20 protein-coding genes are annotated in these 23,361 nt (G+C 42.2%); all 20 read right to left on the minus strand.

Translation table 11 applies throughout. From position 1 onward, the window contains the following. Positions 1–147 precede the first annotated feature (147 nt). Complete coding sequence (locus HNW13_RS12475) at positions 148–5,100, minus strand: DUF6701 domain-containing protein (protein WP_208062863.1); 4,953 nt, start codon at positions 5,098–5,100, stop codon at positions 148–150. Next, a complete protein-coding gene (locus HNW13_RS12480; RefSeq protein ID WP_192116392.1) occupies positions 5,090–5,545 on the minus strand; it encodes an MSHA biogenesis protein MshP in 456 nt (151 codons plus the stop codon). The genes HNW13_RS12475 and HNW13_RS12480 overlap by 11 nt, the downstream gene beginning before the upstream one ends. Continuing rightward, positions 5,535–6,362, minus strand: a complete 828-nt coding sequence (locus HNW13_RS12485) for a type II secretion system protein (protein ID WP_192116393.1) — start codon at positions 6,360–6,362, stop codon at positions 5,535–5,537. Before HNW13_RS12485 ends, HNW13_RS12480 begins: the two co-directional genes overlap by 11 nt. Then, positions 6,362–6,898 (minus strand): type II secretion system protein, encoded by a 537-nt coding sequence (locus HNW13_RS12490; protein ID WP_192116394.1) that lies wholly within the window; start codon positions 6,896–6,898, stop codon positions 6,362–6,364. Before HNW13_RS12490 ends, HNW13_RS12485 begins: the two co-directional genes overlap by 1 nt. Continuing rightward, the gene (locus HNW13_RS12495) at positions 6,888–7,367 is read right to left on the minus strand and encodes a type II secretion system protein (RefSeq protein ID WP_347813085.1); all 480 of its coding nucleotides are present in this window, start codon (positions 7,365–7,367) and stop codon (positions 6,888–6,890) included. Before HNW13_RS12495 ends, HNW13_RS12490 begins: the two co-directional genes overlap by 11 nt. Before the next feature lie 235 nt (positions 7,368–7,602). Further along, positions 7,603–8,118 (minus strand): prepilin-type N-terminal cleavage/methylation domain-containing protein, encoded by a 516-nt coding sequence (locus HNW13_RS12500; protein WP_192116396.1) that lies wholly within the window; start codon positions 8,116–8,118, stop codon positions 7,603–7,605. Positions 8,119–8,183: 65 nt separating this feature from the next. After that, positions 8,184–8,789 (minus strand): type II secretion system protein, encoded by a 606-nt coding sequence (locus HNW13_RS12505; RefSeq protein ID WP_101087690.1) that lies wholly within the window; start codon positions 8,787–8,789, stop codon positions 8,184–8,186. 109 nt (positions 8,790–8,898) lie between these two features. Next, positions 8,899–9,477, minus strand: a complete 579-nt coding sequence (locus HNW13_RS12510; RefSeq protein WP_192116397.1) for a hypothetical protein — start codon at positions 9,475–9,477, stop codon at positions 8,899–8,901. 56 nt (positions 9,478–9,533) lie between these two features. Continuing rightward, positions 9,534–10,748: a type II secretion system F family protein gene (locus HNW13_RS12515; RefSeq protein ID WP_192116398.1), complete on the minus strand. Its 1,215-nt coding sequence runs from the start codon at positions 10,746–10,748 to the stop codon at positions 9,534–9,536. 2 nt (positions 10,749–10,750) lie between these two features. Beyond that, the gene (locus HNW13_RS12520; RefSeq protein ID WP_101087693.1) at positions 10,751–12,511 is read right to left on the minus strand and encodes a GspE/PulE family protein; all 1,761 of its coding nucleotides are present in this window, start codon (positions 12,509–12,511) and stop codon (positions 10,751–10,753) included. Beyond that, a complete protein-coding gene (locus tag HNW13_RS12525) occupies positions 12,508–13,791 on the minus strand; it encodes a tetratricopeptide repeat protein (protein ID WP_192116399.1) in 1,284 nt (427 codons plus the stop codon). The genes HNW13_RS12520 and HNW13_RS12525 overlap by 4 nt, the downstream gene beginning before the upstream one ends. After that, on the minus strand, positions 13,788–14,732 hold the full coding sequence (locus HNW13_RS12530) for an AAA family ATPase (RefSeq protein ID WP_162024065.1): 945 nt from the start codon (positions 14,730–14,732) through the stop codon (positions 13,788–13,790). The genes HNW13_RS12525 and HNW13_RS12530 overlap by 4 nt, the downstream gene beginning before the upstream one ends. Before the next feature lie 69 nt (positions 14,733–14,801). Then, positions 14,802–16,478 (minus strand): pilus (MSHA type) biogenesis protein MshL, encoded by a 1,677-nt coding sequence (gene mshL / locus HNW13_RS12535; RefSeq protein WP_192116400.1) that lies wholly within the window; start codon positions 16,476–16,478, stop codon positions 14,802–14,804. Positions 16,479–16,491: 13 nt separating this feature from the next. Continuing rightward, the gene (locus HNW13_RS12540; protein ID WP_162024421.1) at positions 16,492–16,794 is read right to left on the minus strand and encodes an MSHA biogenesis protein MshK; all 303 of its coding nucleotides are present in this window, start codon (positions 16,792–16,794) and stop codon (positions 16,492–16,494) included. Positions 16,795–16,798: 4 nt separating this feature from the next. Then, positions 16,799–17,455, minus strand: a complete 657-nt coding sequence (locus HNW13_RS12545; RefSeq protein WP_101087698.1) for an MSHA biogenesis protein MshJ — start codon at positions 17,453–17,455, stop codon at positions 16,799–16,801. Then, entirely contained in the window at positions 17,452–18,072 is a 621-nt protein-coding gene (locus HNW13_RS12550) for a fimbrial assembly protein (RefSeq protein ID WP_192116401.1), read from the minus strand. Before HNW13_RS12550 ends, HNW13_RS12545 begins: the two co-directional genes overlap by 4 nt. After that, a complete protein-coding gene (locus HNW13_RS12555) occupies positions 18,069–18,950 on the minus strand; it encodes a biogenesis protein MshI (protein WP_242445183.1) in 882 nt (293 codons plus the stop codon). The genes HNW13_RS12550 and HNW13_RS12555 overlap by 4 nt, the downstream gene beginning before the upstream one ends. A 287-nt stretch (positions 18,951–19,237) precedes the next feature. After that, positions 19,238–21,148: an RNase E specificity factor CsrD gene (gene csrD, locus HNW13_RS12560; protein WP_192116402.1), complete on the minus strand. Its 1,911-nt coding sequence runs from the start codon at positions 21,146–21,148 to the stop codon at positions 19,238–19,240. Between the two features lie 205 nt (positions 21,149–21,353). Further along, positions 21,354–22,601 carry a malic enzyme-like NAD(P)-binding protein gene (locus tag HNW13_RS12565; protein ID WP_101087702.1) on the minus strand — a complete coding sequence of 416 codons (1,248 nt, stop codon included), beginning with the start codon at positions 22,599–22,601 and terminating at the stop codon, positions 21,354–21,356. Between the two features lie 435 nt (positions 22,602–23,036). Beyond that, positions 23,037–23,249 carry a 50S ribosomal protein L31 gene (gene rpmE, locus HNW13_RS12570; RefSeq protein ID WP_011639173.1) on the minus strand — a complete coding sequence of 71 codons (213 nt, stop codon included), beginning with the start codon at positions 23,247–23,249 and terminating at the stop codon, positions 23,037–23,039. Positions 23,250–23,361 lie beyond the last annotated feature (112 nt).

Here is a 23,361-nt window from a genome sequence, read left to right on the forward strand (position 1 = left end):
AACTTTATCAATGACACCCCCATTCTACAAGACCGAACAGGTTAACAATTGCTAATCTGACGTTTTTTTTTGTAAAAGTATCTAAAAAAATGCTAATCGGTCAAATTTAATCCTAAAAAGCGTAAAAGAGATGCTTTTTTATTCGGATCATTGACTAACCTCACGCCAATAAATGATCTTATCATGGCCTCGGTAGCGACCAAAGTACGCACTTGCTCTTGGGTCATAGAGCTGAGTCGGACTTACTTGGTCCCAATTCCAATACCACTTAAGCCAATCCTCGACTTGTAGCGGTGCGGTCACTTGACCTCGATATGCGACAGAACCCGTGTTTTGCCATAATAAGGGGAGTTGGCCATTGTTCATCGTAACGTTCACGGCACTGTTGCCATCACTACGGGTAACGGTTTCACCAGAGGTTAATAATGGGTTGTATACTTCGCTACCATCAAGTAGATCGAACACTCGAGTACAGCTATCACTGACGTTAGTTATCCAGCCGCTACCATTCCAATATTGAGCATACGTTGGCATGCGTAAAATTTCATTTTCAGGGCCATAGGTATTATCCATCACCACTCTGCCATGACGAAAATCTTGAGTCGACAATTGTTTCGCATTGCAGGTGTTACTGTCAGCGCAAATAGCACTGCTGTCTGCACGCATATCAGGTGAGGCAATAAACGACACCGCTCCATCATTATCAAATGCTTGTACGCCAAGAGCTAACTGACTAAATGGTCCATCCACAGCCGGTGCCACGGTACGACGAAAATTTGCTTGATAAGATAATCCGACGTTTGCTTCACCCAACGCCCAAGAACCAGCATTTATTGGTAAAGCACTTAATCTACCACTCAAATCTACACCATTATTGATGTTTTCACCCACAAGGCTTGCACTACCTTTAGCAAAGGCTCCTTGATAATTTTTAGTGATATAAGTACCGGTATTCAAGGCGCTTAAAGTCAACGTCAGGCCAAAAGGTTGATCCATGTAAGTAAAGCTACCGCAAGATGGCAATACACTTGAACTACTCACCACAAAGCGGTCTGGTACAAAACGGCCGATGTTAGGCGATGCTGCCAGTGGAATGTCATAAAAACTCGACCCTAAATACGGGATCGGTGGGTTAGCGGTAAACTGAAACACACCAACTTCGGTTACCGACTGAGACACGGTATTACTGTTAGTGGTTTGGGCGACATGATTGTATAGCGATGATCCCACAGCCCCTAACACACCTCCGGCTGGAGCAACCAACTGATGACCTAATACAATGTTAGTATGGGAATAATTAGGGGTATTCACATTATCGCAGTAATTTGTGTCCCCATCCGCTTGCCATGCTTTACCTTGAATAATTAAATCAAATGACTCGCCAGCTTTTTTATATCGATTACAAGTACTACTAATATTTGCAGAGCACTCTGCAACACTATCTTTGGGGGTAACGCATAAGCCTACAGGGAAACTAACAAACTGATCTGAACCTAACATGATCAACCCCTGCTCATCGCCTGTGCCAGTATACTTTGCATCTAGCTGCATTTTTCCTGCATCAGGATAGTTAACAATAATATCTGCTTTTCCTTCTGCATCGAATGCCAACGCAAGCGTGGTTGCTGCGCTACTCTGTTTACCCACAGCTGTTGCATTCACGATTACCGATTGACCACTAATTAACGTAGTCGGCTCAATATAAGTACTCCAAAAACCGACGTTTTTGGTTGTACTAGCAAAAGTAGGTACACATTGAAGAGTACTATCCGATTTTTTCACTGCACTAATGGATACATTACCTGTTGGTTTGTTAGCCAACTTATCCGGCACATCAAAAATGAAACCACTGTCTGCAAACACTAAACCACAGTTAGCCTCACTCGCGGCGCTACCATTAACACGGCACAAGGTTTTACTGAATGCTTTAGTGCTTGGCGTAGACCCTGTAACACCTAAAGTAACTGTGCCTGGAGTATTACGTCTTAGTTGTAAATCTGATTTTTGCCCACCAGTAAACGTTATCACGTTACCACCAACCCAACCGCCACCACCGGTGACTGTTGCAGGGCTTAAAGTTGCTGTAACGGTATCGGCCACTGTCTGCGTACAATCCGCATTGGCACACGCTTTAATCGACAATGTTTTAGGTGTGCAGGTGATCCCTTGGCCAGAATATGAATATTCAAAGTGATCTATTTGGACACCTATTGGATTTGAGTCGAGCGCACAAATCTCTACATTATCAATTTCATGATTATTGGTAGAGCCACCCGTCGAGCCGGTCAACGATAATACAAAGTTATCAGGTATTGCAGCTTGAGTGGAAATGCCTGCTGCATTAAATGCTGGAATAATTTCAACAAAACCACTTCCAGTATTGCGTTCAACCTTAACAATGGACTGATTAGCGATCAATGAATCAACCGTAATACGGTATCGATGTGCAGGTGAAACATTATTGTTATCAACTTTAGGAGACAAACAATCCCCATTCTGATTTATAGAGCCATTACTACATGTCCCGCGTAAATAAGGATAACCAGATGTGCCTGAGCCAGAACCTCGAATCGATACCGACTGTCTGCGTCGACCTGGACCACTTGGCCCACCCTCAGCAGAAAAGTTACCATACTCATCAATACCAAACCCTAACCAACCTCCGGCAAATCCATTCACATTCGAACGAGCACCGTAACCCATAGGACCGCCCGCGGCACCAGGTTGTGGTGTTATAGATGCATCGGACAATACAAAAGCAATACCATCGGCACCAGTTCCTCCATAAGCATAATGATCAAATTCAATTTCTACTTTATTATTCTTTGCAGGAAATAAACGCTGGTAAGTTGTAGACGTAGCTTGATTAGAAGAGGCTTGAGTTTGTCTTAAACGATTTCCAACAATTGCAGGTGTGAAATTACCTGAACTGCGCGCAACAACCCAATCACTGCCTAAATCTGTACGATCGAATTTATCAGTAAAACACTGACGAACAGGTTTGAGTGTTTCTATCGCAACAAAACTGTAGTTTTCTCGAGTATGTCTACGGTCACCATCCCTAAAAGTGTCTTCATCATCGACCATACTGACCGTTGTATTCGTTAACTTACAGCGCCGTAACCACCCACCGTCACTACCACGACGGCTATTTTTACTGGCGACCAACATAGGGACATTGGTAAAACCTGTCAAACTAGTAGTATCAGAACATTGATCTGCAACACTTTTGGTACCATTACCATCAAACGTTTGCCCTTGGCCAAAATGATAATTGACATTAGTTTCATTTAATATGAGCGCACCGCTACCTGATTTTACTGACAAATAGGCAATTTTTTCACTTTTAAGACTATTATTGTCTAGTTTACCCGTTTCGCACTGACCCGAATTATTACGCACCTCAGAGGCATCCATCGCTAACTCGATACCACTTGTCGTAAATTGAGAAGTACTGGTTAGCCAACAGTCATTATTTTGAGTCTGCAACTGGTTAAGCACCACATTTTGAGTACTGGGCAAGGTTACTGCTACATATTGATTAGTTGAGCCAATCAACGCCTTATTTTGCAGTACCGAGCCAGCAATGAGTTGCGTCCCGTTACTTAAATCATAAGTACCTGATGTCACTGCAATCCAATGAATCTCAGGCATAGGCTTTGATGCCACAGAGTTTCCTGCTGAAGAAGGTGATTCTTTTTGTGTCCACTTAAAACCTGTATTACTAATATCACTAACAAAAACTGCAGCAGGACCATCGTCATTCGTATCAGCTTCTGAAATTGTCGCCATAACAAAAACCAACGGCGTTACACCTGAGAGAAACGGTTTATCAAATATCACCGACGTTGATGCCTGCGCTGCCTTACCAAATTGCATATGAAAAGGCCTCTGAGGTGCAACAGACGTACAACCAACGGATCCAATTATGTTACTGGCGCCTAATGTGACAGCTCCGGTATTAGTAAACATACCACCACAACCAGTACCAATGCCTTTTAGCGTAGCGAACTCTCCGGTGAGAATGTAAGAAAATGCAAAAAATTTACCGATTAGATCAGCGCTTGCACCTGCAGATGTGTAGCTCAATGCATTCCAGGTAATAGTACTGTTAGCAGTAACATTCTTTAATACTATTTTAGTACTCGCACCAAAGGCAATGAAGGTATCACTATTGATAAGCCAGTGACCATCTACGCCTTCGCCATCGAGCGTGATGGTTATGCCTGCGGTAGTCGTGAGAGCCGTTGTATGATAGACGCCCTTTTTGAGTGTAGTACTTGAGGTCATCGACGCTGGAAGTTGATTTTCCAAGGGTGCTATCATCGCGGCAAGCTCAGCTTGCACCACCGAAAGCTTTAAGAAATGATCATCTATGGGTTCCTTGGGATCATTAGTAAACAGCTCAATACTATTCTGTGTGATCACGCCACCAACACTTGCACCTGCGGCGAGCGTCACGCTGGTTCCAGCTCTAGCATTACCGATCACGTCGGCATCCACGCCAAGCGATACAGCGCCAGTTCCAGCCTGAATATTGCCATCAATGATGACATTAGCGCCCAATGTTAAGGCGGTTCCAGCGGTAGCATTGCCACGAACTATTGCATCCGCGCCAAGATCTGCAGATGCGGCAGCTCCAGATCTGAGATTACCGGAAATAATGGCCTTCGTGCCGACGAGTATCGCGGCACCGGCCGTTAGGTCGCCGCCAACCATAATATTGCCATCTATCGTATTCGCACCGAGCGTAGCGGCATCTCCAGTTGTAAGATGACCGCCTATGGTTGAATCCGCACCAATAGTTCCGGCGTCACGGGCTTCAATATAGCCTCCAACTTTTGCCGATGCGCCGAGAGTTACAGCAGCACCGGCAACAATATAGCCACTTACACTTGTACTTGCACCGAGTGTTGCGGCGGCTTTTACCTGAATATTGCCACCAACTATTGAACTTGCGCCCATTGTAATAGCAGCACCAGAATAGATCGTCAGGCTATCAAGAGGGGGCTCTAACTGCGGCGGCAGATCCGCTTTTGCACTAGACACAAAAAAAACGCTCAGAAGAGTAAAAATATATTTAAGTAACTTAATTCCCACGGGCTTCTACCTCCACTTGGCGACTCACTCGCAAACATGTTGAACTGTTAGCATTGCCACCACAATTACCTGTTTCACATACCGCTGAGCTGTTAATACGATATTGAGTCACACTGCCCACAGTTGCAGTATTGCAGGTAACCGACACGGTGCAGTTATGAAACCCATTTAATCCGCTTGGCGGCGTCCATGTAGGGCTAACATTAGTACAATTAGCTGCTGAACCTAACAGTGGAAATAACTCAGCCAAAGCCGCACCAGCACCGCTATTGGCACTAAACAAAGCTCGAGTGCCCCACACTTCCATATTTACAGATTCATCTGCATCACCGACAATACGAATTAAACTCGCGGCAAGTAAAAACATCACCGTTAGCACAAATACACCAATAATTAGTGCGCTACCTTGTTGAGAATGTTGGGTTAATTTCAGCTTAGGGAACATTCATCACCTGTACTTGATGTTGATATTGAAATGTTTCACCATTGACGCTAAATAGTGGCTGCAAATGCACTATAGCATTAGTCACCAGTGTCGATGGAGTCAAGATCACCGCGGGATTAACAGCTAAGGTATTAGTGACATTTTGTGCCATCAATACGCCATTGCCCATTGCTGCTGGTGCAGGCTGATTGACCTTATAACCATAGTTTTGGTACAGGCGCAGATCAACATTGCTAGCTGTATTAACAAAGCAGTAGCTTAATGGGCTATCGGCAACAAACAAGCGTTTTAACGGTGAGGCCTCAGTAAAACGCACACTTTGAGTTAATGTAATGGTGAGTTGATCGCTTATTTCAGCCACACTCTGCACAATAAATCGTTTGGCGGTAGTCGCTTGAGGATTATAAATTTCGCTATTGGTTAAAGGATAAATTAGCACTGACTGAGCAGCATTAATGGGACGAATACTTTTAATCGCGGTTATGGTATTTTGCGCAATTTGAGGCACAAACGGTGCTTCAAGATACGATGTGCTGGTGCTAATAGGCAGTAACTCCAAACACTGATAACTGCCATCGGTTGCGGTAAGTACCCGCATACTATTGGGCACTGCATGGCGAATATCTCGGGTCATCCGCTCGATACCAAAACGGCTTTGACTGAGTACTTGATCCACAGCACTCGATTCGACAAAAATTCGGGTGCCAAAAATCACAAAACTACTCAACCCAACTACAACAATGCCTAAAATTAAAATAACCGTAACCATTTCAATTAAAGTGAAACCCGCAGATTTACCTTGGTTGCTAAGTGACATTAATAATTACTCCTTACCGCTTGGTAAGTGATCACTTCACCGGCAGGTGTTGTCACATAGACAGTAATTAACTTTTTTGCTTGAGTCGTAGGGTCAAGATATTCAACTGATACGTTCAACTTATAACGAGGATAGGCTTGGGCATAAGTTTGGCTTGAATCGAGCATTTTGGCGGTTTCAACCAAGCCATTATAATCATCAACGTCGTTGAACGTGTCTCGGCTTTCACCGTCTAGGCCTAATGCTGATGCTGCAGTACAAGCGATACCAGTAGGTGCATTACACGCTGGTACTCCGCCATTGGGATTAGTATTTTGGTCATATCGCTTACCCCAAATTTCATTCATTACCGAATGAGCTAATTCTGCCGAACGCACTCTTTGTAATGTTGATGCTGCTCTATCCGCCTGGGGAAAAAGCATACTGGTGAGCATCACTATCGCAATGCCGATCACCATCATGCCAATAACAAGTTCGATTAAAGTAAAGCCACGAGTAGATTGTGATAAACGATGAAATTGAGTTTTACAGAGCATAAATATACCCCTCTGACTCGACCGCAATGGCTAAGGTTTCATCTGCCACCACATTAAAGCAATGGCCAGAACAAGCCGGAGATAACATGCGACCTAAGCTGTCGAAGGTAATCGAAAACACTTGGCTAGCATTACTGGTTAAGGCGACATGAGCATTGCCGCTGAAGGTTTGTTGTTGCTCTATACGTACTTGGTTTATACATATGCTGGCGGCTCTTTCGCTAAAATGGCGTAACGTATAACCGCTTGATGTGACATCAATTTGATAACACTGATCGGTATTCTGGATGGCTTTAAGTTGGACCTGGCGTAACTCACTAATAAATTCACTGCGTAAACTGTAGGCACTAAAAAATGAATCAGACATCAAACGCGGCAACACCGCCACGGCAATAATACCAATCACAATCATGGTGGTAACCAATTCAACCAAGGTAAACCCGGCTTGAATATGATGTTGTCGATTCACTATGATGATGTCCTCATTCAACCTGATGAACATTATTAACGTTCAATATTAATTAAACCATAATGGTGTCAGTGACTTATATTAACTTACTCATTATGGCAAAAATAGGCGTTATTGTCTGTTTATTTATTACCTTGTCACATTTTATAGAAAAGCCAAGTGAGTCGATTAATATCCTTTTTTAACTTAAAAAAAAACCTGCATGAGCAGGCTTTTATTACTTAACAATCAAGTATTAACAATCGTCAGCATCAGGAACTTGAGAAAGGGCAGGAATTGATGTCGCCGTTGCTTGAGTATAAGTAAAAGAACAAGTAGCAGGTGCACCTGCTTGCCAAATTTCAACACTACCTGTACTTTCTTCGATAATCCAATCACCAACTGTAACAGGTGTAGTTACTGTTGCGACGCCATCTGCACCTGCAGCAAATGTAACATCCAATGCGGCCTCCAGATCTACTATTGATGCTGCAATATAGCCATATACTATATTTACATTATCATTATCGTTGATATCTACATTAGCTTTTCCATCAGTAGGATCTATGCCTTTCTCGACACCAGCTAATGCTGCTTTCGAATAAACTAAGGTGTTTGCACCTTGAATTGCCGCTTTCATGCCTGATAACGCTGAAGCACGAGCATCACCTTGCAAGTTAATAAACTTAGGTGCTGCCGTAACCGCTAAAATACCTAGAATAATGATCACTACCACTAATTCGATTAATGTAAAACCTTGTTGTTTTTGCATATTAAATAACCTCTATAGAAAATAAATGGGTAAACCAACATCACTGCGAACAGTGGTAAATCAAATTAGTTGTTTGTAAAAGATACGACCTGACCCGTACCTGCATTATATGTTACACCGTTAGCACCCGCAGTGTCTAAATCAGGCGCAGGATCTGCTACACCCGACGTTTGATTTAGCGCTAAAGTAGCCACTTGGTGATAAACACACAAATCAAGACCAGTAACAGTTTGGCCATCAATACTGGTAGATGAACCGCCGACACCATTTTGCATTCTTACGGTATAACGATGATTACGAGCATCCTGATTGAACAGTACATTTCTAGGAGCATTTTGTAAAACTGAATCAAATACTTCCTGACATGTTTCGTTGGTCATTGAGGTAACATCAGTATTGGTTGTGCCGGTTGGAAAACCAAAACGTGTATCGAGTGATACGCTAGTACCATCTAAAATAACGCTGTTGTTACGACGACCATCAACTTCCCATTGTGCGCGAACAAAACTCACTGCTGTGGCTAAACCACCAGCAACACCATCAACACTGGCGTCTTCAGCATCATCGGTCACATTTAAAAAACGCGGGATCGCTGTAGCGGCTAATAAACCGAGGATGACAATAACAATAACCAACTCGATCAATGAAAAACCTTGTTGTTTCAATTTCATAATAACTCACTCTTATCTATAGCGCCTACAACAGGAAATAATACTGATTAAGCTATAACTTCACTAATATTAGCAGCTTATTTAAAATTTAACACTAATGGCACAAACTTTATCCATCGCTCATTAAAAAAATAACTCTACCCGTTTGTAGCTGATAACTTAAACTGGCTGTATTGCCTGAATAGTAGCGGCAAATGTTCTCATCAGGCTGATAATCTACCGTAATATTTAACTCTTGAACATTAGTTGCCAATAAATGCCCCCACAGTTGTTCACAACCTTGGATATCATTAGTGTCAATGGTTGGCCAACCTTGATTAGACATAGCAATCCAATTATCGGTGCCAACCAAATCAGCATCAGTATTAATAGCATCCATCTTACTCGGAGCATCTTTCGATACTGTATTGTCATCGCTAATCTTACTTGATGTCACATTCGATGCCATATGATGCCAGGACAACTGCATTTTATGAGGTCGGCCAGAAGCTAACCACTGACTACGCACCATAGCTAAGACATTCAAAAAACGATTATGTTCAAACTCTAAACCACGCCCACCTATGTTTGAGGTAGTATTGACATAACGTCCGCCAAAAATAGCCAGCAGCGTTAACACCACCACAATCGCAATAACTCGCCCATAGACTTTAAGCAGATCGCCATCCGCTTTTTGCTGGCTCAACATCTCGATACCCAATGATCTGTTTGCATTCTTTGTTGCGTTCTTTGTTGCATTCTTTGCTAACCGCCTTTTACCACATTCAGCATATCCCACATAGGTAGGTAAATACCCAGTGCCAATATCAATACAATGCCAGCAACAAATGCGATTAAAATAGGTTCGAGTTTTGCAGTGAGGTTTTTTAAATCATAATCCACCTCACCTTCATAAAAATCAGCGGCATCATTGAGCAGCTGATCTATTTGACCGGTTTCTTCACCCACGGCAACCATTTGCAATACTAATGGGGTAAACAATTGGCTGCTATTTGATACCCTTAGCATTGACTCACCAGATTCAATACCACGGCGCATACCCACAATTTTGTCATGCATATAAGCGTTATCGACCGCATCTGCGACCAAGCTTAATGCCTGTGTCATCGGAACGCCTGCACTGAGCATCATCGAAAAACAGCGACAATAACGTGACAAGGTTGAGCGCTCAATAATAGATCCAATAACAGGTATGTGCAGCTTCCATAAGTCCCATTGCCTCTCGCCCTTTTCAGAGTGATGCCAGTATCGAATCCCGACTATGATGCCGATTAATAGCACAATCATGTGAGGCCAAAAATTAACAAACAGATTAGACGTGCCAATTAAAATTTTTGTCGCCCATGGTAATTCAGCACCAAAACGAGAGAACATATCGGCAAATTTAGGGATCACCATAATGTTCAAAATAACCATCGCAATAGTAATCGCAATCAAGACAAACATCGGATAACGCATTGCGGCTTTAATCCGTCGACGAGTTTCTTGTTCTCGCTCGATATAACCAGACAACTGGATAAAAGCATCTTCCAGCTTACCGGTATTCTCCCCAACATGGATCATCGAGACAAACAACGAATCAAATATATCCTGATGTTGATTCATTGCCGAAGATAGCGGTCGACCTGAAGTAAGTTGAACAGAAATATCATCCAAAGCTTTTTTCATACGATCAGAATGGGTTGTTTCCGACAAGCCCGCTATGGCCCTTAAAATGGGGATGCCTGAACGCGTCAGTGAATACATTTGTCGACTAAAAATTTGTAACTCTTCCAGCGACACCTTGCTTTGAAATAAGCTCATCGAAAAGGATTGCTTAGTTTTCACTTCGCGCAATTCTAGTGGAATGATCCCGCGAGAAAGCAACGCATCGGCCGCCGCGCTTTCATTAGCAGACTCAAGCTGTGCACTGACCGCCTGCCCTTGTGAATTACGTCCTCGATATTGATATAGTGGCATTGTTATAACCCAATATCTTGTTGACTAACAATATCTTCCGACAACGGCACTTTCGACTCACTAACGTCTTCAACCAGTTTTGACACCTCTTCCAGTGTTGTGGTGCCAAGGAATAAATACTCCATCGCAGAATGCGCGAGGGGAATAAAGTTAGGACTGCGCAGCGCTGCACGGGCAAAATCTTGCGGATTACCCGTTCGCATGGCATCAATCATATTTTCGTCGAGTTCGAGTATTTCAAAAATACCGATACGACCACGATAGCCAGAACCATTACAGGTTTGGCAACCGCTACCCACTTTAAACGTAGCGCTGCTAATATCTTTTTTCGTCACACTCGCAAGCCAGCTGCGTTCAGCTGCGGTTGGTTGATAATCTACGGCACAATTGTGACAAACGCGCCTAACAAGACGTTGAGCGATAATGACCCGCAGCGCACTAGCAACCAAATAACTCGCCGCGCCCATATCGAGTAATCGCAATGCACTGGTAACCGCATCATTTGTATGCAAAGTCGATAATACAAAGTGACCGGTTAATGCACCGCGTAAGCCAATTTCCACCGTTTCTTGGTCACGCATCTCTCCCACCATGATAATGTCAGGATCTTGACGAAGCGTGGTACGCAGTACGTTAGAAAAGTCTAAACCAATCTTGTGGTTAACTTGTACTTGGTTAATGCGCGGTAATTGATACTCAACCGGGTCTTCTACGGTGATAATCTTTCTATCGGCAGTGTTAAGCTCACTTAAAATACCGTACAAGGTGGTCGTTTTACCACTACCGGTTGGCCCTGTAACTAGCAACATACCGTGGGGGCGTTTAATCTGTTTACGAATACGCGCCACAATATGCGGTGGCATACCGGTTTCATCTAACGTACGTAAACCTGTGGTCTGATCCAATAAACGCATCACCACCGACTCACCATGATAAATCGGCATGGTCGACATCCGCACATCGATTTTATGACCTTTTATTTCCATATGAAAACGGCCATCTTGTGGCATACGTTTTTCTGAAATATCCAGTCCAGCCATCAACTTAAGCCGTAATACTAAAGCAGAGGCGATATTAACTTCACTAAGAAGGTTTTCATGTAATTGGCCATCGATACGCTGACGGATCCGCAGCACTTTCTCGCCAGGCTCAATGTGAATATCTGACGCACGCATTTGCACCGCATCTTCAAAAATAGACTGTAATAGCTTCACCACGGTGGTTTCGTTATCACTGTCGCTTTGAGTCAAATTAGCCAAATCGAACATGTCATCTGCGGCATATTCTTCATCAAGCTTACCGGCAATTTCAGCAATTTGCCCGGTACGACGATAAAGGTTGTCAAACGCGTCGAGTAATTGTTGCTCTGGTGCCACCGCGATCATTAACTGCTTAGGGGCAACTAACACTTCAATATTATCAATAGCCTGCAAGTCAGCAGGGTCGCTCATAGCAACTAATACATGGTCGGAATGACTTTCCACCACTAAAGCTCGATAACGCCTCGCTTGTACTTCGGGGAGAATATTCACCACTTCATCGGCAATCGGACGACGACTAATATCGAGGTACGGTAAATTAAGCTGATGAGATAAAAATTTAAGTAACTGGTCTTCAGTAATACTATTCAAATCAATTAAGGTGCGGCCGAGCTTTTTACCTGAATTGCGCTGCTCTGCTAATGCTTGCTGTAATTGGGTGTCAGTAATAATCAGCTCTTGAACAAGAAGATCTCCTAACCGCATCTTTAACTTAGGCTTCATCGGTTTTCTCCTAGCTGATCTAAACGCTTTTCAATAAATGTCATAGCTGAAGTTGATAGCCCTTCATAGCTTAATGCTGATCGGTATGCTTGCGCGGCTTGTGGATATTTTTGCTGGGAATCGAGCGCATAACCTAACCCCATCCACCAGCGAGATTGAGTTGACTCAGATACCAATAAGTTTCGGTAAGCCTCCTCCGCTAAAACAAAGTTTTTAGAGTTTTGTGCCAAATCGGTTTGTGCGATCCACTTATCACGAGCCCACGATGAGCTATCTGGGATCATCGCCACCGTTATTAACGCTTCATCATAAGCTTTTATTGCAGTTTGAATTTGCGACAAAATCACATAAAACTCCCACTGTTGTGGAAACATACTGATTCCACTCTCGAGTAATCTCATTGCAGTCGTTGGATTATTTTGCGCAAAATAAATTTCGACTAATTGCTTACGGGCTTTATGTAAACTCGGTTGTAAAATAATGGCTTCTAAATAGTAACCCGCCGCATCGTCCAGACGTTGCGCTTGCTCAGCATCCATCGCTTTGCGATATTGCAATTGCGCCATTTGCGTCTTGGAAAGCACCACTTCATTGACGCTCATATCAACAGTTTTTGCTGCAGCAGATACTTCAGCGGGTAAGAAGCGAGATGTTTGCGCTACGATTTGGCCTTGAGTGGATTCAGTATTAATCAGCGAAGCCATATTCTGTGAATTATTATCCACCGAACCACTGGGCTTCTCTGTGTCTACGGTTGAAGCTAGCACTGTTTGTTGGTTGACGCTTTCGCTATTAACGGCTGATGCAGTGCTCACTTTGGATGGATCAAGCTCGGATATGCGATCCGTTGGTTCAATCATCTCAGCAGTGATTTCTGGGGGGCTCGCTTGAATAGATGCTTGAGTTGATATTTGAGCTGCTGCTTGGGTTGGTGCTTCAGTTGAAACTTGAGCAAACTTAGGTTCAGCAGCAACGACATTATCTTGTGGCTGACTCGCCAGCGATGACTGAATATCTTCGGTAACCGATGTATTGATAGCTGTTGGCTCATTGACCATTTGAATATTGGCTTGGCGATACATAGATACACCAAACCACAATGTAGGGATCAGGAGTACGGCAACAACAATAAGGCTAATAAGTGGTGAGCGAGATTTAGCTACTGAATGATACTGAATTTGAGGACGCACAAATTCACCTGCAGGTTGCACTGGTGGTTTGTCTGTTCCGGGTTGCTGACGCTGCTCTAAATCTTTCAGCATCTTGATAATCACACTCATTTAATCTCGCTTATTTGTGTCATCCATTCACCACAACAATTATCACCATTTAACCCAATAACCACCATCACTGTTACAAGCAACATAATTATCAGCATGCTGACACGGGAAAACCCTACTTTATGTTGTAAATTAATATCTTCTGTATCCGTTATCGCAGCTAGACAATGGCGAGATGTCACCTTTTTTTTACCTTGGCCATAACATAGCAATAAGCTCTTATGCGCCAATATATTCACTAAACGCGGGATACCTCGAGCAGCTTTGGCAATGCGTTTAATATCCGCGGTATTAAACAATTCAGGTCCTTGATAACCCGCTACAGCAAGTCGGTAACCAATATAAGCTTGTATCTCATCCCATGTTAATGGACGTAAGTCATAACTAAAGGTAATGCGTTGTCGTAATTGTCTAAACTTGGGTTGAGCTAAACGCTCATCTAATTCTGGTTGGCCAAATAACACCACTTGCAATAATTTACGACTTTCGGTCTCTAAATTAGTAAATAATCTTAATGCCTCAATACTGTCATCCGGTAATGATTGCGCTTCATCTAACACTAACACCACGTGAAAGCCCTGATGATTTAACGTTAACAAGCGCTCATGGATAAGCCTTGTCAATTGTTGTTGATCTAATTTGTTCGGTAACGCTAAACCGAGTTCGCCCGCTACGGCCAAACGTAATTCTTTAGGATTCAAATAGGGGTTAGGTAAGTAAGCGCAATGATATTGAGTCGGTAAGTCATTCAACAGCTTACGACACACTAAGGTTTTACCGGTACCCACTTCACCAGTGACTTTAATAAAACCTTCACCTGTCTGTAATGCGGTTTGCAGCACTTGCAACGCTTCCACATGCGGCGACAACCCAAAAAAGAAACTCGTATTTGGGGTAAGCGTAAAGGGCAATTGACTTAAGCCAAAGTGCTGCAAATACATAATTACTGGCTATCCCTTATCAATTTCAACCGCTATTTTTAATCGTCAATTCTCTACCGTCAACGGTCGCTATTTAGAAGGGTACCAACGTTCGATTAAATCTTGCGAACGCTTTAATTCATCCTTCCATGTGTCACCACCCACAACCGTTGGCTTCAACATAATAATCAATTCAGTTTTCTTTTTAGATTTAGTGCGACTGGTGAAGGCTTCGCCCAGAAAAGGAATATCACCTAATAAAGGTACTTTAGACACTGTTTCAATATTTTCGCTCTTCATCAAGCCACCAATCACCACTACATCACCAGAAGCGGCGCGGATAACGGTATCCGATTCACGGATCTCACTTTGTGCTAACGGTAATTCTAAGGTTGAATCACTGATTTTAATTTCTTTGGTTTGTGAGGTCACGTCAATCACCGAAGGATGGACATGCAATATTACGTTGCCATATTCATCAATCTGCGGGGTTACATCTAAGGCAATGCCTGAGAAAAATGGTGTCAGCTCAACCTGCGGCGTCGTTACCGGAGTGGTACCCGCTACGGTCGTTGAAGATACATCGGTGACAAAGTATTCGTCATTGCCGACTTTAATAACCGCTTTTTGATTATTAGAAGCGGTAACACGAGGGCTTGAAAGTACATCAACATCACCTTGGGTATCTAACAAGTTAATAATGGTACTGAAATCACTTCCGGTGAAATTAATCGAGGTTACACCGCCAATTGCAGACGTAATCGCATTACTTAACCCTTGTCCTGCTGAGGTACTGAAATCAACATTGGTACTGCCAGCATGACCTAAGACATTTTCCCACTGAATACCTTGCTGGTAACCATCGGATAAGGTCACTTCAATAATTTTCGCTTCCAAAATCACTTGGCGCTGTAGATGGCTTTCGGCTATTTGTAAGAAACTTCGAATTTGACGTAACTCATCAGGGAAAGCTCGAACGGTAACAAGCCCTGCTTGAGGGGTTACCACAACCTGTCGTCCGCCACCTGTTTCACCCATTATTGACATTAATGTGGCTTGTAATTCACCCCAAAAATCGGTCTTGGTCGTTGAACGAATAAACGTGCCATTGGTATTGTCACTGCTGTTCGAATTTCCATTGCTACTGTTACTATTTGAACTATTACTACTGTTACTGCTGTTGCTATTACTATTGTTACTGCCATTACTTGAATTATTGTTTTGGTCTGAAATCCGTCCTGAGCTAACGGAGGTTAATGACAACCCCTCACGTTGCATGTAAATATAATTCAAAGGGAAAGTTTCGGTTCGCATACCCGACGGAAACACACGTAAAATACGACCTTCTCGATTCACTTCGTAACCATAAATGTCTTCAACAACTTGAATGGCTTCTGACAAGGTTACCGCTTTTAAAGATAATGAAATTTTACCTTGTACATCTGGATGTACCGCGACACTCAATGGGGTGTCTTTTACTAAGCTGGGGAAAAAAACTCTGGCGTCAACTTCATTGGCTGATACATCAAAACGACGCTCGGCGGGCAATGCTCTTGCTGATTGGCTCAACACATTATTACCATTAAGCTCACGCTGAACATCTTCAGGCATTGCCGCTGGAGGAGGCGTAATGGCTTGACTCGCCTCAGCTTGTTGCCTTGACTCATTCAAGGCCGCTTTCGCTGTTTGTGGGTCGGGCCTATCTGTCGTTTGGCAAGCAACTAAGCACAGCGACATCAGAGGAGTAACATATCTAATCACATTCATTTTTATTCTTATCCTATCGCTCTGTTATCGACTGAAATAGTTGAAGTTTTCTTCCATCTGACAAGGTAACATAGTCCTTGTTAATCTTTGATACTCGTAATCCACTACCGCTAATAGCATCACCTACCGAAAGAATAATATTATTAATAACCGCATAAGTATTCTGGCCGTTAACAATACTGTTTAACACCAAAGATTGATTATCAGCTTTGGCCTGCACAGCAACAAAGCCCTGCCCTGGTAAAGTTGGATCACGTAATGTTTGCGCGTTAGCAGCCGACATTAATAGCATCATTAGGCTGGATGCATACGCCATAGCATTAATCTTGTTTCGCAACACTGATAAAGTCCTTATTCACACTAAGTGTGTAAAGTTCTAATTCAACTAACGCATCGGGATGAGATTCAACACGGTAATCTAAACGCTTCCAATACAATTTATCGGGCATACTTTCCACCGCTTTAATAAACGCTAAAATAGAAAAGTAATCGCCTTGTAACGTCAACTTAATACCATGGCTGTAAAGATTAACTTTACTACCATCACCCACTTGCAATAAGGCTTTGGGCGCAATAGAGGCAAACGACATGAGCGAGACGCCTTTCACATTACCCAGCAAGTTGGCTAATACTGTCGGCATATAATCCGCGGGAACCATATCAACCATTTGGTTGCTGAGGTCAGCATCAATCAATTGCATTTGCTCAGTAATCAACTGTAATCGTTGTTGATAATCTTGATTGGGATCGAGCTGTAAACGCTCTTCATAAAGCGCCACTTGTTGTAATGAAATCGAATTTTCTTGTTCGAGTCCCTTTAGCTGATTCTGAACACTTTGCTGTTGCTTCCACAATGACTCTAATGGCATAAACAGCAACATCCCAATGACAACGAATAAGGCTAACGTAATCAATATCCGCTCTCGTGGACTTAGCTCATTAAATTTTGACGACCACACCAGCCATTGTTGCTTCATTGTGCAAACTCCTTAGCAACGGGCTGGCTTATCAATTTAAACGCCAACGGCTGTGCTTCACCGCGATCCATTGTCATCGCTGAAAATGCATAACCCTTTAACGTTGAAGTGGTTTTTAATTTATCTATCCACAGTGGAATACTTTGAGGATTACGACCATAACCTTCAAACTCAATTCGCTGAGCGCTAGTGTTTTGTTGCTCAATAGTAATATGACTCAACCACACATTGCTATCAGCCACAGCAGCCAAGTCGGTCAACATTGGCGAGTAACCTTGGCTTATCATGGTCTTGCGCTGACTTAGTTCATCTTTTAGTAGTTTTTTAAGATCTAAACGTTGTTGCTCAAGTTCAACCTTTACTACCAAATCGGCATTAGGTTTACGTAAAGCAATTTGTTGTTCTAGTTGTGTCTTTTGGTCAGTTAATCGACTTTTTGTGCTGCTTGCCTGTTGATTTAACTTTTGCAACTCATCGGTATGCCACAACCCTACAACATAAAGTACAGCGCAACCTCCGGTGAAAAAAGCCAATGCCAGCATCATTCTTGCAAAGGTTAGCCTTTGCTTTTTCGGCAACAAATCTGTGGTATATAAATTAACACTGGTTTTTATCACACTTCACCTCGAGCTAATTCTTGCAACGCTAACTGCGCGAGTAAATTCGATACGCCATCGTGAGTAACCGCGACCACTTTTTGATTAAAGTTAGCACTAACGAGATTGGCCAATGATGAACTATCACCTTCAACCAAAATACTAATTGACCCAACTGGAGCTTGACGTAATTGGCTTTCAAAATAATCCATAGAACGTTGGATTTCTAAACTGAGGTTATCGGCTAAGCCTTGCTTTAATTCTTCTAAAGTCGCTTTATCCAGGTGGTTAAATCCTCTAACGCGACGCTGCATTAACACTTCACCCGCTTTAACAACTAACAACAACAATTCTTGCTGCGGCAAGTGAGCGACTAACATATGTGCCATATTATCGTGTGCTAAGACATGGCTTAATGCCAATTCTTCAATACTGATCCCAACAATATCTAATCCATTGGCATCACAAGCACTGGCCAATTGCATTAAAAATTGACGACTACTGACCACCACATTCACTTTTGAACTGGCAATAAAACTGGATTCGAAATAATCTAGATGAATATTCGTAACGGGCTCGGACACCATGTCTTTAACAGACCAAATCAACGCTTGAGTCACTTCACTAGGCTCAACATTGGGTTTTTCAACTTGTAATAATTGATAATACTGCTGCGACAGCACTAATTGCACCCGAACTCGGCCAAACTGACTCTTTAATGCTTCAAAGGCTTGAGACCAATTGTTTTTTTGTACTAAAAACTGGCTGATAACAGGCGCTGATTGACCTTGCTGTGGCTTACATACCCACAGGGAATTTCCGGCGATAAATACACCTACATTACCCATCAATTGCGATGTCTGCCAAAAGGCTAGTTTACTCAAAAAACCATTGTCCATTGCGTGGCCCATATTCGCTAACATATTAATTATTTAAGATTACTGATGATAAATATATCAGTAAAAATGACATTTTTAAGCCAATGTACCAGCATATAACATCAACATGATTCGATTACGCTGTATTGTCGTTTCTCAGTATTATTGCTCAAATCTAAAACGATGAAGCTTTGTTACTGATACGTTAACGCTATAACTGCTCATTAATATAGCGCATATAGATTGAACATAGAGTGCAATCTATTGATAAACAAGATCTAACTTAAACAAACATAGCATTATATGACTTAAACTTCAGTTCTTTGCCCCAAAAAATCGCCTTGGGCTGCACTCACACCAAGAATTTTTAACGTTTGCCATTCTTCTAAACATTCAACGCCCTCTGCAATCACTTTCACTTCGGCTCTATAAAGGCCACCAATGAGACTACGTATAAATAATTGATTTTCTGAGCGTTGATCTACTCGGCGCACGATAGACCGATGTAATTTCACTAAATCAAAGTGATACTCCTGGATATAATGAGTACCCACAACTGATTGACCAACATTATCTACCGCCAATTTTGCACCCATCTTTCTCAACATATCGAGAGTTTTAACTACCAAAGTATTTTTCTGATTTTTGACAATAATATCTTCAGAAACTTCAAAAATAAGTCGCGCAGCTAAAGGACGATGCTCTAATAATGTAGATTGTAACCAACGAACAAATGCCCTACTGGTCAAACTATCAAGGCTTAAGTTAATGCTGTAAGTTGACTCATTATCAGACATTAACCTGAAGAGCACTTGTTCCAGCACTTGCCTCTCAACCTGTGGCATTAATCCACACTTGTTAGCCATGGGAATGAACAATGTCGCGCGAACATCATTACCTTTTAAATCACGGGCGCGGCTGAATATTTCATAGTGCATAATTTGATTATCACTATCAATAATAGCTTGCTGTAAGGTAAAAAATCGTTTGGACACCAATGCATTTTCAATAAAACTACGCCAACGCACAGACCCTTTAGCGATTTCCTCATCTAACGCGCCTTTATCGTACATAAACCAGTTATTAACACGTTGCAGTTGCGCAGCTCGAAGTGCCATTTCGGCTTCTTCAATAAGCTGAACTTGTAAATCGCCAGCGTTAAAAAAAGCACAGCCTAAGTGTAAAAAGTTATCGGGATTACCAATGCCATAAAAAGGTAATGCAAGGCAGGTTTTGAGTATTCGTTGCGCTAACTGGTCGGCTTCTGCCAGTGATAATTGTGGCACTATGATGACTAATTGTGAGTAACTGCGGCGAGCAAAAATACTGTCCTCGTATTGAACGAGTGCGGCTGTAATGGCTTCCGTTGTTAATGACAGCATTGCCTTAACGCCGCTTTCACCGTATTGGTCTTCCACTAAGTCAACATCATCAAGCTCAATTAACATTAATACGCCATGAGCAACCATTTTCTGATTATGGCTTAATCCGTCGAGACGATTTTGAAAGAATATCGGGTTGCCAATCTGAGTTTGTTTATCAAGAAAAGTGTCTTTACGAATAAATTGATCTAAACGGCCACGTTCTTTATGAGCATCATCCAACTCGGCCAGCAATTTGCTGATCGCACGATTGATCATCCGTGGTTTGCCATTTGTCGGCATATCGGCAGCTTGCTTTAAATGTCCCTCTAAAATGAGTTTGCTTCGTTGAGCAAGTTGTTCAATGCCATCTAGCTCTCTGGAGTACCAGCCATAACCAAAACGGACAAAAATTCCGATGCTGATAAAACCAATAACCAGAATAATAAGCTCGTGCCAGCCAAGATCATGTAAAGAAAATGGCGGCGGCATAATTAATGACATGGATAATTGGCCATGGCTTAATTCGCTCTTATAGAGCGTTAAACTACTTTTAACGATATCGGCTTGATCACGATGAAATTGATAAACTAATTGGTTGTCTTGCGACAGAGAGAATTCAACCGCTTTGTAAGCGGTCAATAGAGGGGGTAACCAGGTAGAAAATTGACGACTACCGTGTTGTTGATAATCGTCGGCTAACATGGTTTCTAACTCAGCGACTTTTTGTTGCTGAAAAGTGTAGGTCAATTGGGTAAAGCCCATCACCGCACACAGTAAAAATACAAAAGCCACCGCAGCTAATGAAAGCAGCCAAAAACTGGTTAATTTTTTAGTAAGGATCTTGGTGAGTTTCATTTATCCGCTATCCTGCTGGATTTATTTATTTTATTAATGACTCCAATGTTATCCAGTATAACGATTGTGCTCTACAACTTCACTAATCGTTTTTAATCACGCTTATCTTAGGCCTATAGAAAAGGGGCAAAAGCCCCTTTTATTAACGGCAGCAGGTTTATTATCCTTGTTCGGATGAATAAACCTGATTAGGTATGCTTGCTTTCTACACTTTGTATTCAGTCGGTAATGTGGTGATTTTTGCCACCCCAGAATCGATTGCCGCTTGCGATACTGCGCGAGCTACCAGCGGCAGTAATCTTGGGTCCATGGGTTTAGGCAACACATATTGCGAACCAAAACTCAATGATGACACGTTAGGATAAGCCGCTAACACCTCGGCTGGCACAGGCTCTTTAGCGAGGTTAGCAATAGCATATACAGCAGCCAGCTTCATTTCGTCGTTAATGACCGCCGCGCGAACATCGAGTGCGCCTCGAAAAATAAACGGGAAGCACAATACATTGTTCACTTGATTTGGATAGTCACTACGACCAGTACCCATAATTAAGTCTTTACGGATATTATGAGCTAATTCAGGCTTAATTTCAGGATCAGGATTTGAACAGGCAAAGATCACCGGGTTAGGTGCCATTAACGCAATATCATCGGCAGCCAATAAATTTGCACCCGACAACCCTAAAAATACATCGGCATCTTTAATCACATCTTGTAGGGTGCGTTTATCGGTATTGTTGGCAAATAACGCTTTATATTCATTGAGATCTTCACGGCGTGTATGAATCACTCCTTGCCTGTCTAGCATATAAACATTTTCACGCAATGCGCCACATTTAACGATCATAGTCATACACGCAATCGCAGCAGCACCGGCACCTAAACAAACAAATATTGCATCATCAATTTTTTTACCTTGAATTTCCAGAGCATTCAACATGCCTGCTGCAGTAACAATAGCAGTGCCGTGTTGATCGTCATGAAATACCGGAATATTGCATCGCTTAATCAGTTCTTGTTCAATTTCAAAACATTCAGGCGCCTTGATATCTTCTAAATTAATCCCGCCAAAGGTATCAGCAATCGATTCGACAGTATTAATAAAGTCTTCAGTTGTGCGGTGTTTCACTTCAATATCAATCGAATCAATATTCGCAAAACGTTTAAACAGAAGTGATTTGCCTTCCATAACCGGTTTTGACGCTAATGGTCCTAAATTGCCTAAACCTAAAATAGCGGTCCCGTTGGTAATAACCGCAACCGAATTGCCTTTATTGGTATACCGATAGGCATTTTCAGGATTAGAAGCGATCTCTCTAACAGGCTCTGCCACACCAGGACTATAGGCCAACGCTAGATCGTGGCTTGATTGAGCCGGTTTTGTCAGGCAAACAGCGGTTTTACCTGGTACTGGGAATTCATGATAATCGAGAGCTTGTTGACGAATATCTGACATTTTATACATCCTGAAATGCGCTATCTATGAAGGAAAGTATGATCCATAGTTCACTTTAACCGTGAACTTGCAGGCCATCTAAAATTTTAATAACAATACGCTAATGCAGGGATTATATACATCAAAAACTCAGTGATAGGAGGTGTTGTGAGTCAGAATAGAGGCTATGTTTTATAATTATAACTAATCGAACATGAATATATATAAATCAATAAGTTAAAAATGTAGGAAAATAACAAGATTTACGATAACAATCGGATATAGACGTCGATATTTGCAGTTTATTTTGTCTAAATAACAATAAAGCGAGGTTTGTGCTTTTTTGTATTGTTTACCACTAAAAAATTAGTTTTCGTTACAGCACAATACTGCTGTTGCCATATAAAAAACAAAAAAGGCGCCAAAGGCGCCTTATTCAAGTAAATTGCAATGCAATTACTTTTTACCAAGCATACCAAAACGCTTGTTGAACTTGTCAATACGACCACCAGTATCAACAACTTTCTGAGTACCAGTGTAGAATGGGTGACATGCACCACATACGTCCAAGTGTAGGTTTTTACCTGCAGTTGAGTTCACTTTGATGATGTTACCACAAGTACAAGTTGCAGTAATTTCAGCGTAATTTGGGTGAATACCTGTTTTCATTTTGGGCTACCTTAAATTGAAGGCCATGTCGCTCTCCCAACCCGAAGTTGAGCACCACATGCAGTTAATAACAATATGTTTTAGGCGCGAGATAATACAGTGTCTCTTATAC

The organism is Shewanella sp. BF02_Schw (assembly GCF_014596695.2).
GTDB lineage: Bacteria > Pseudomonadota > Gammaproteobacteria > Enterobacterales > Shewanellaceae > Shewanella.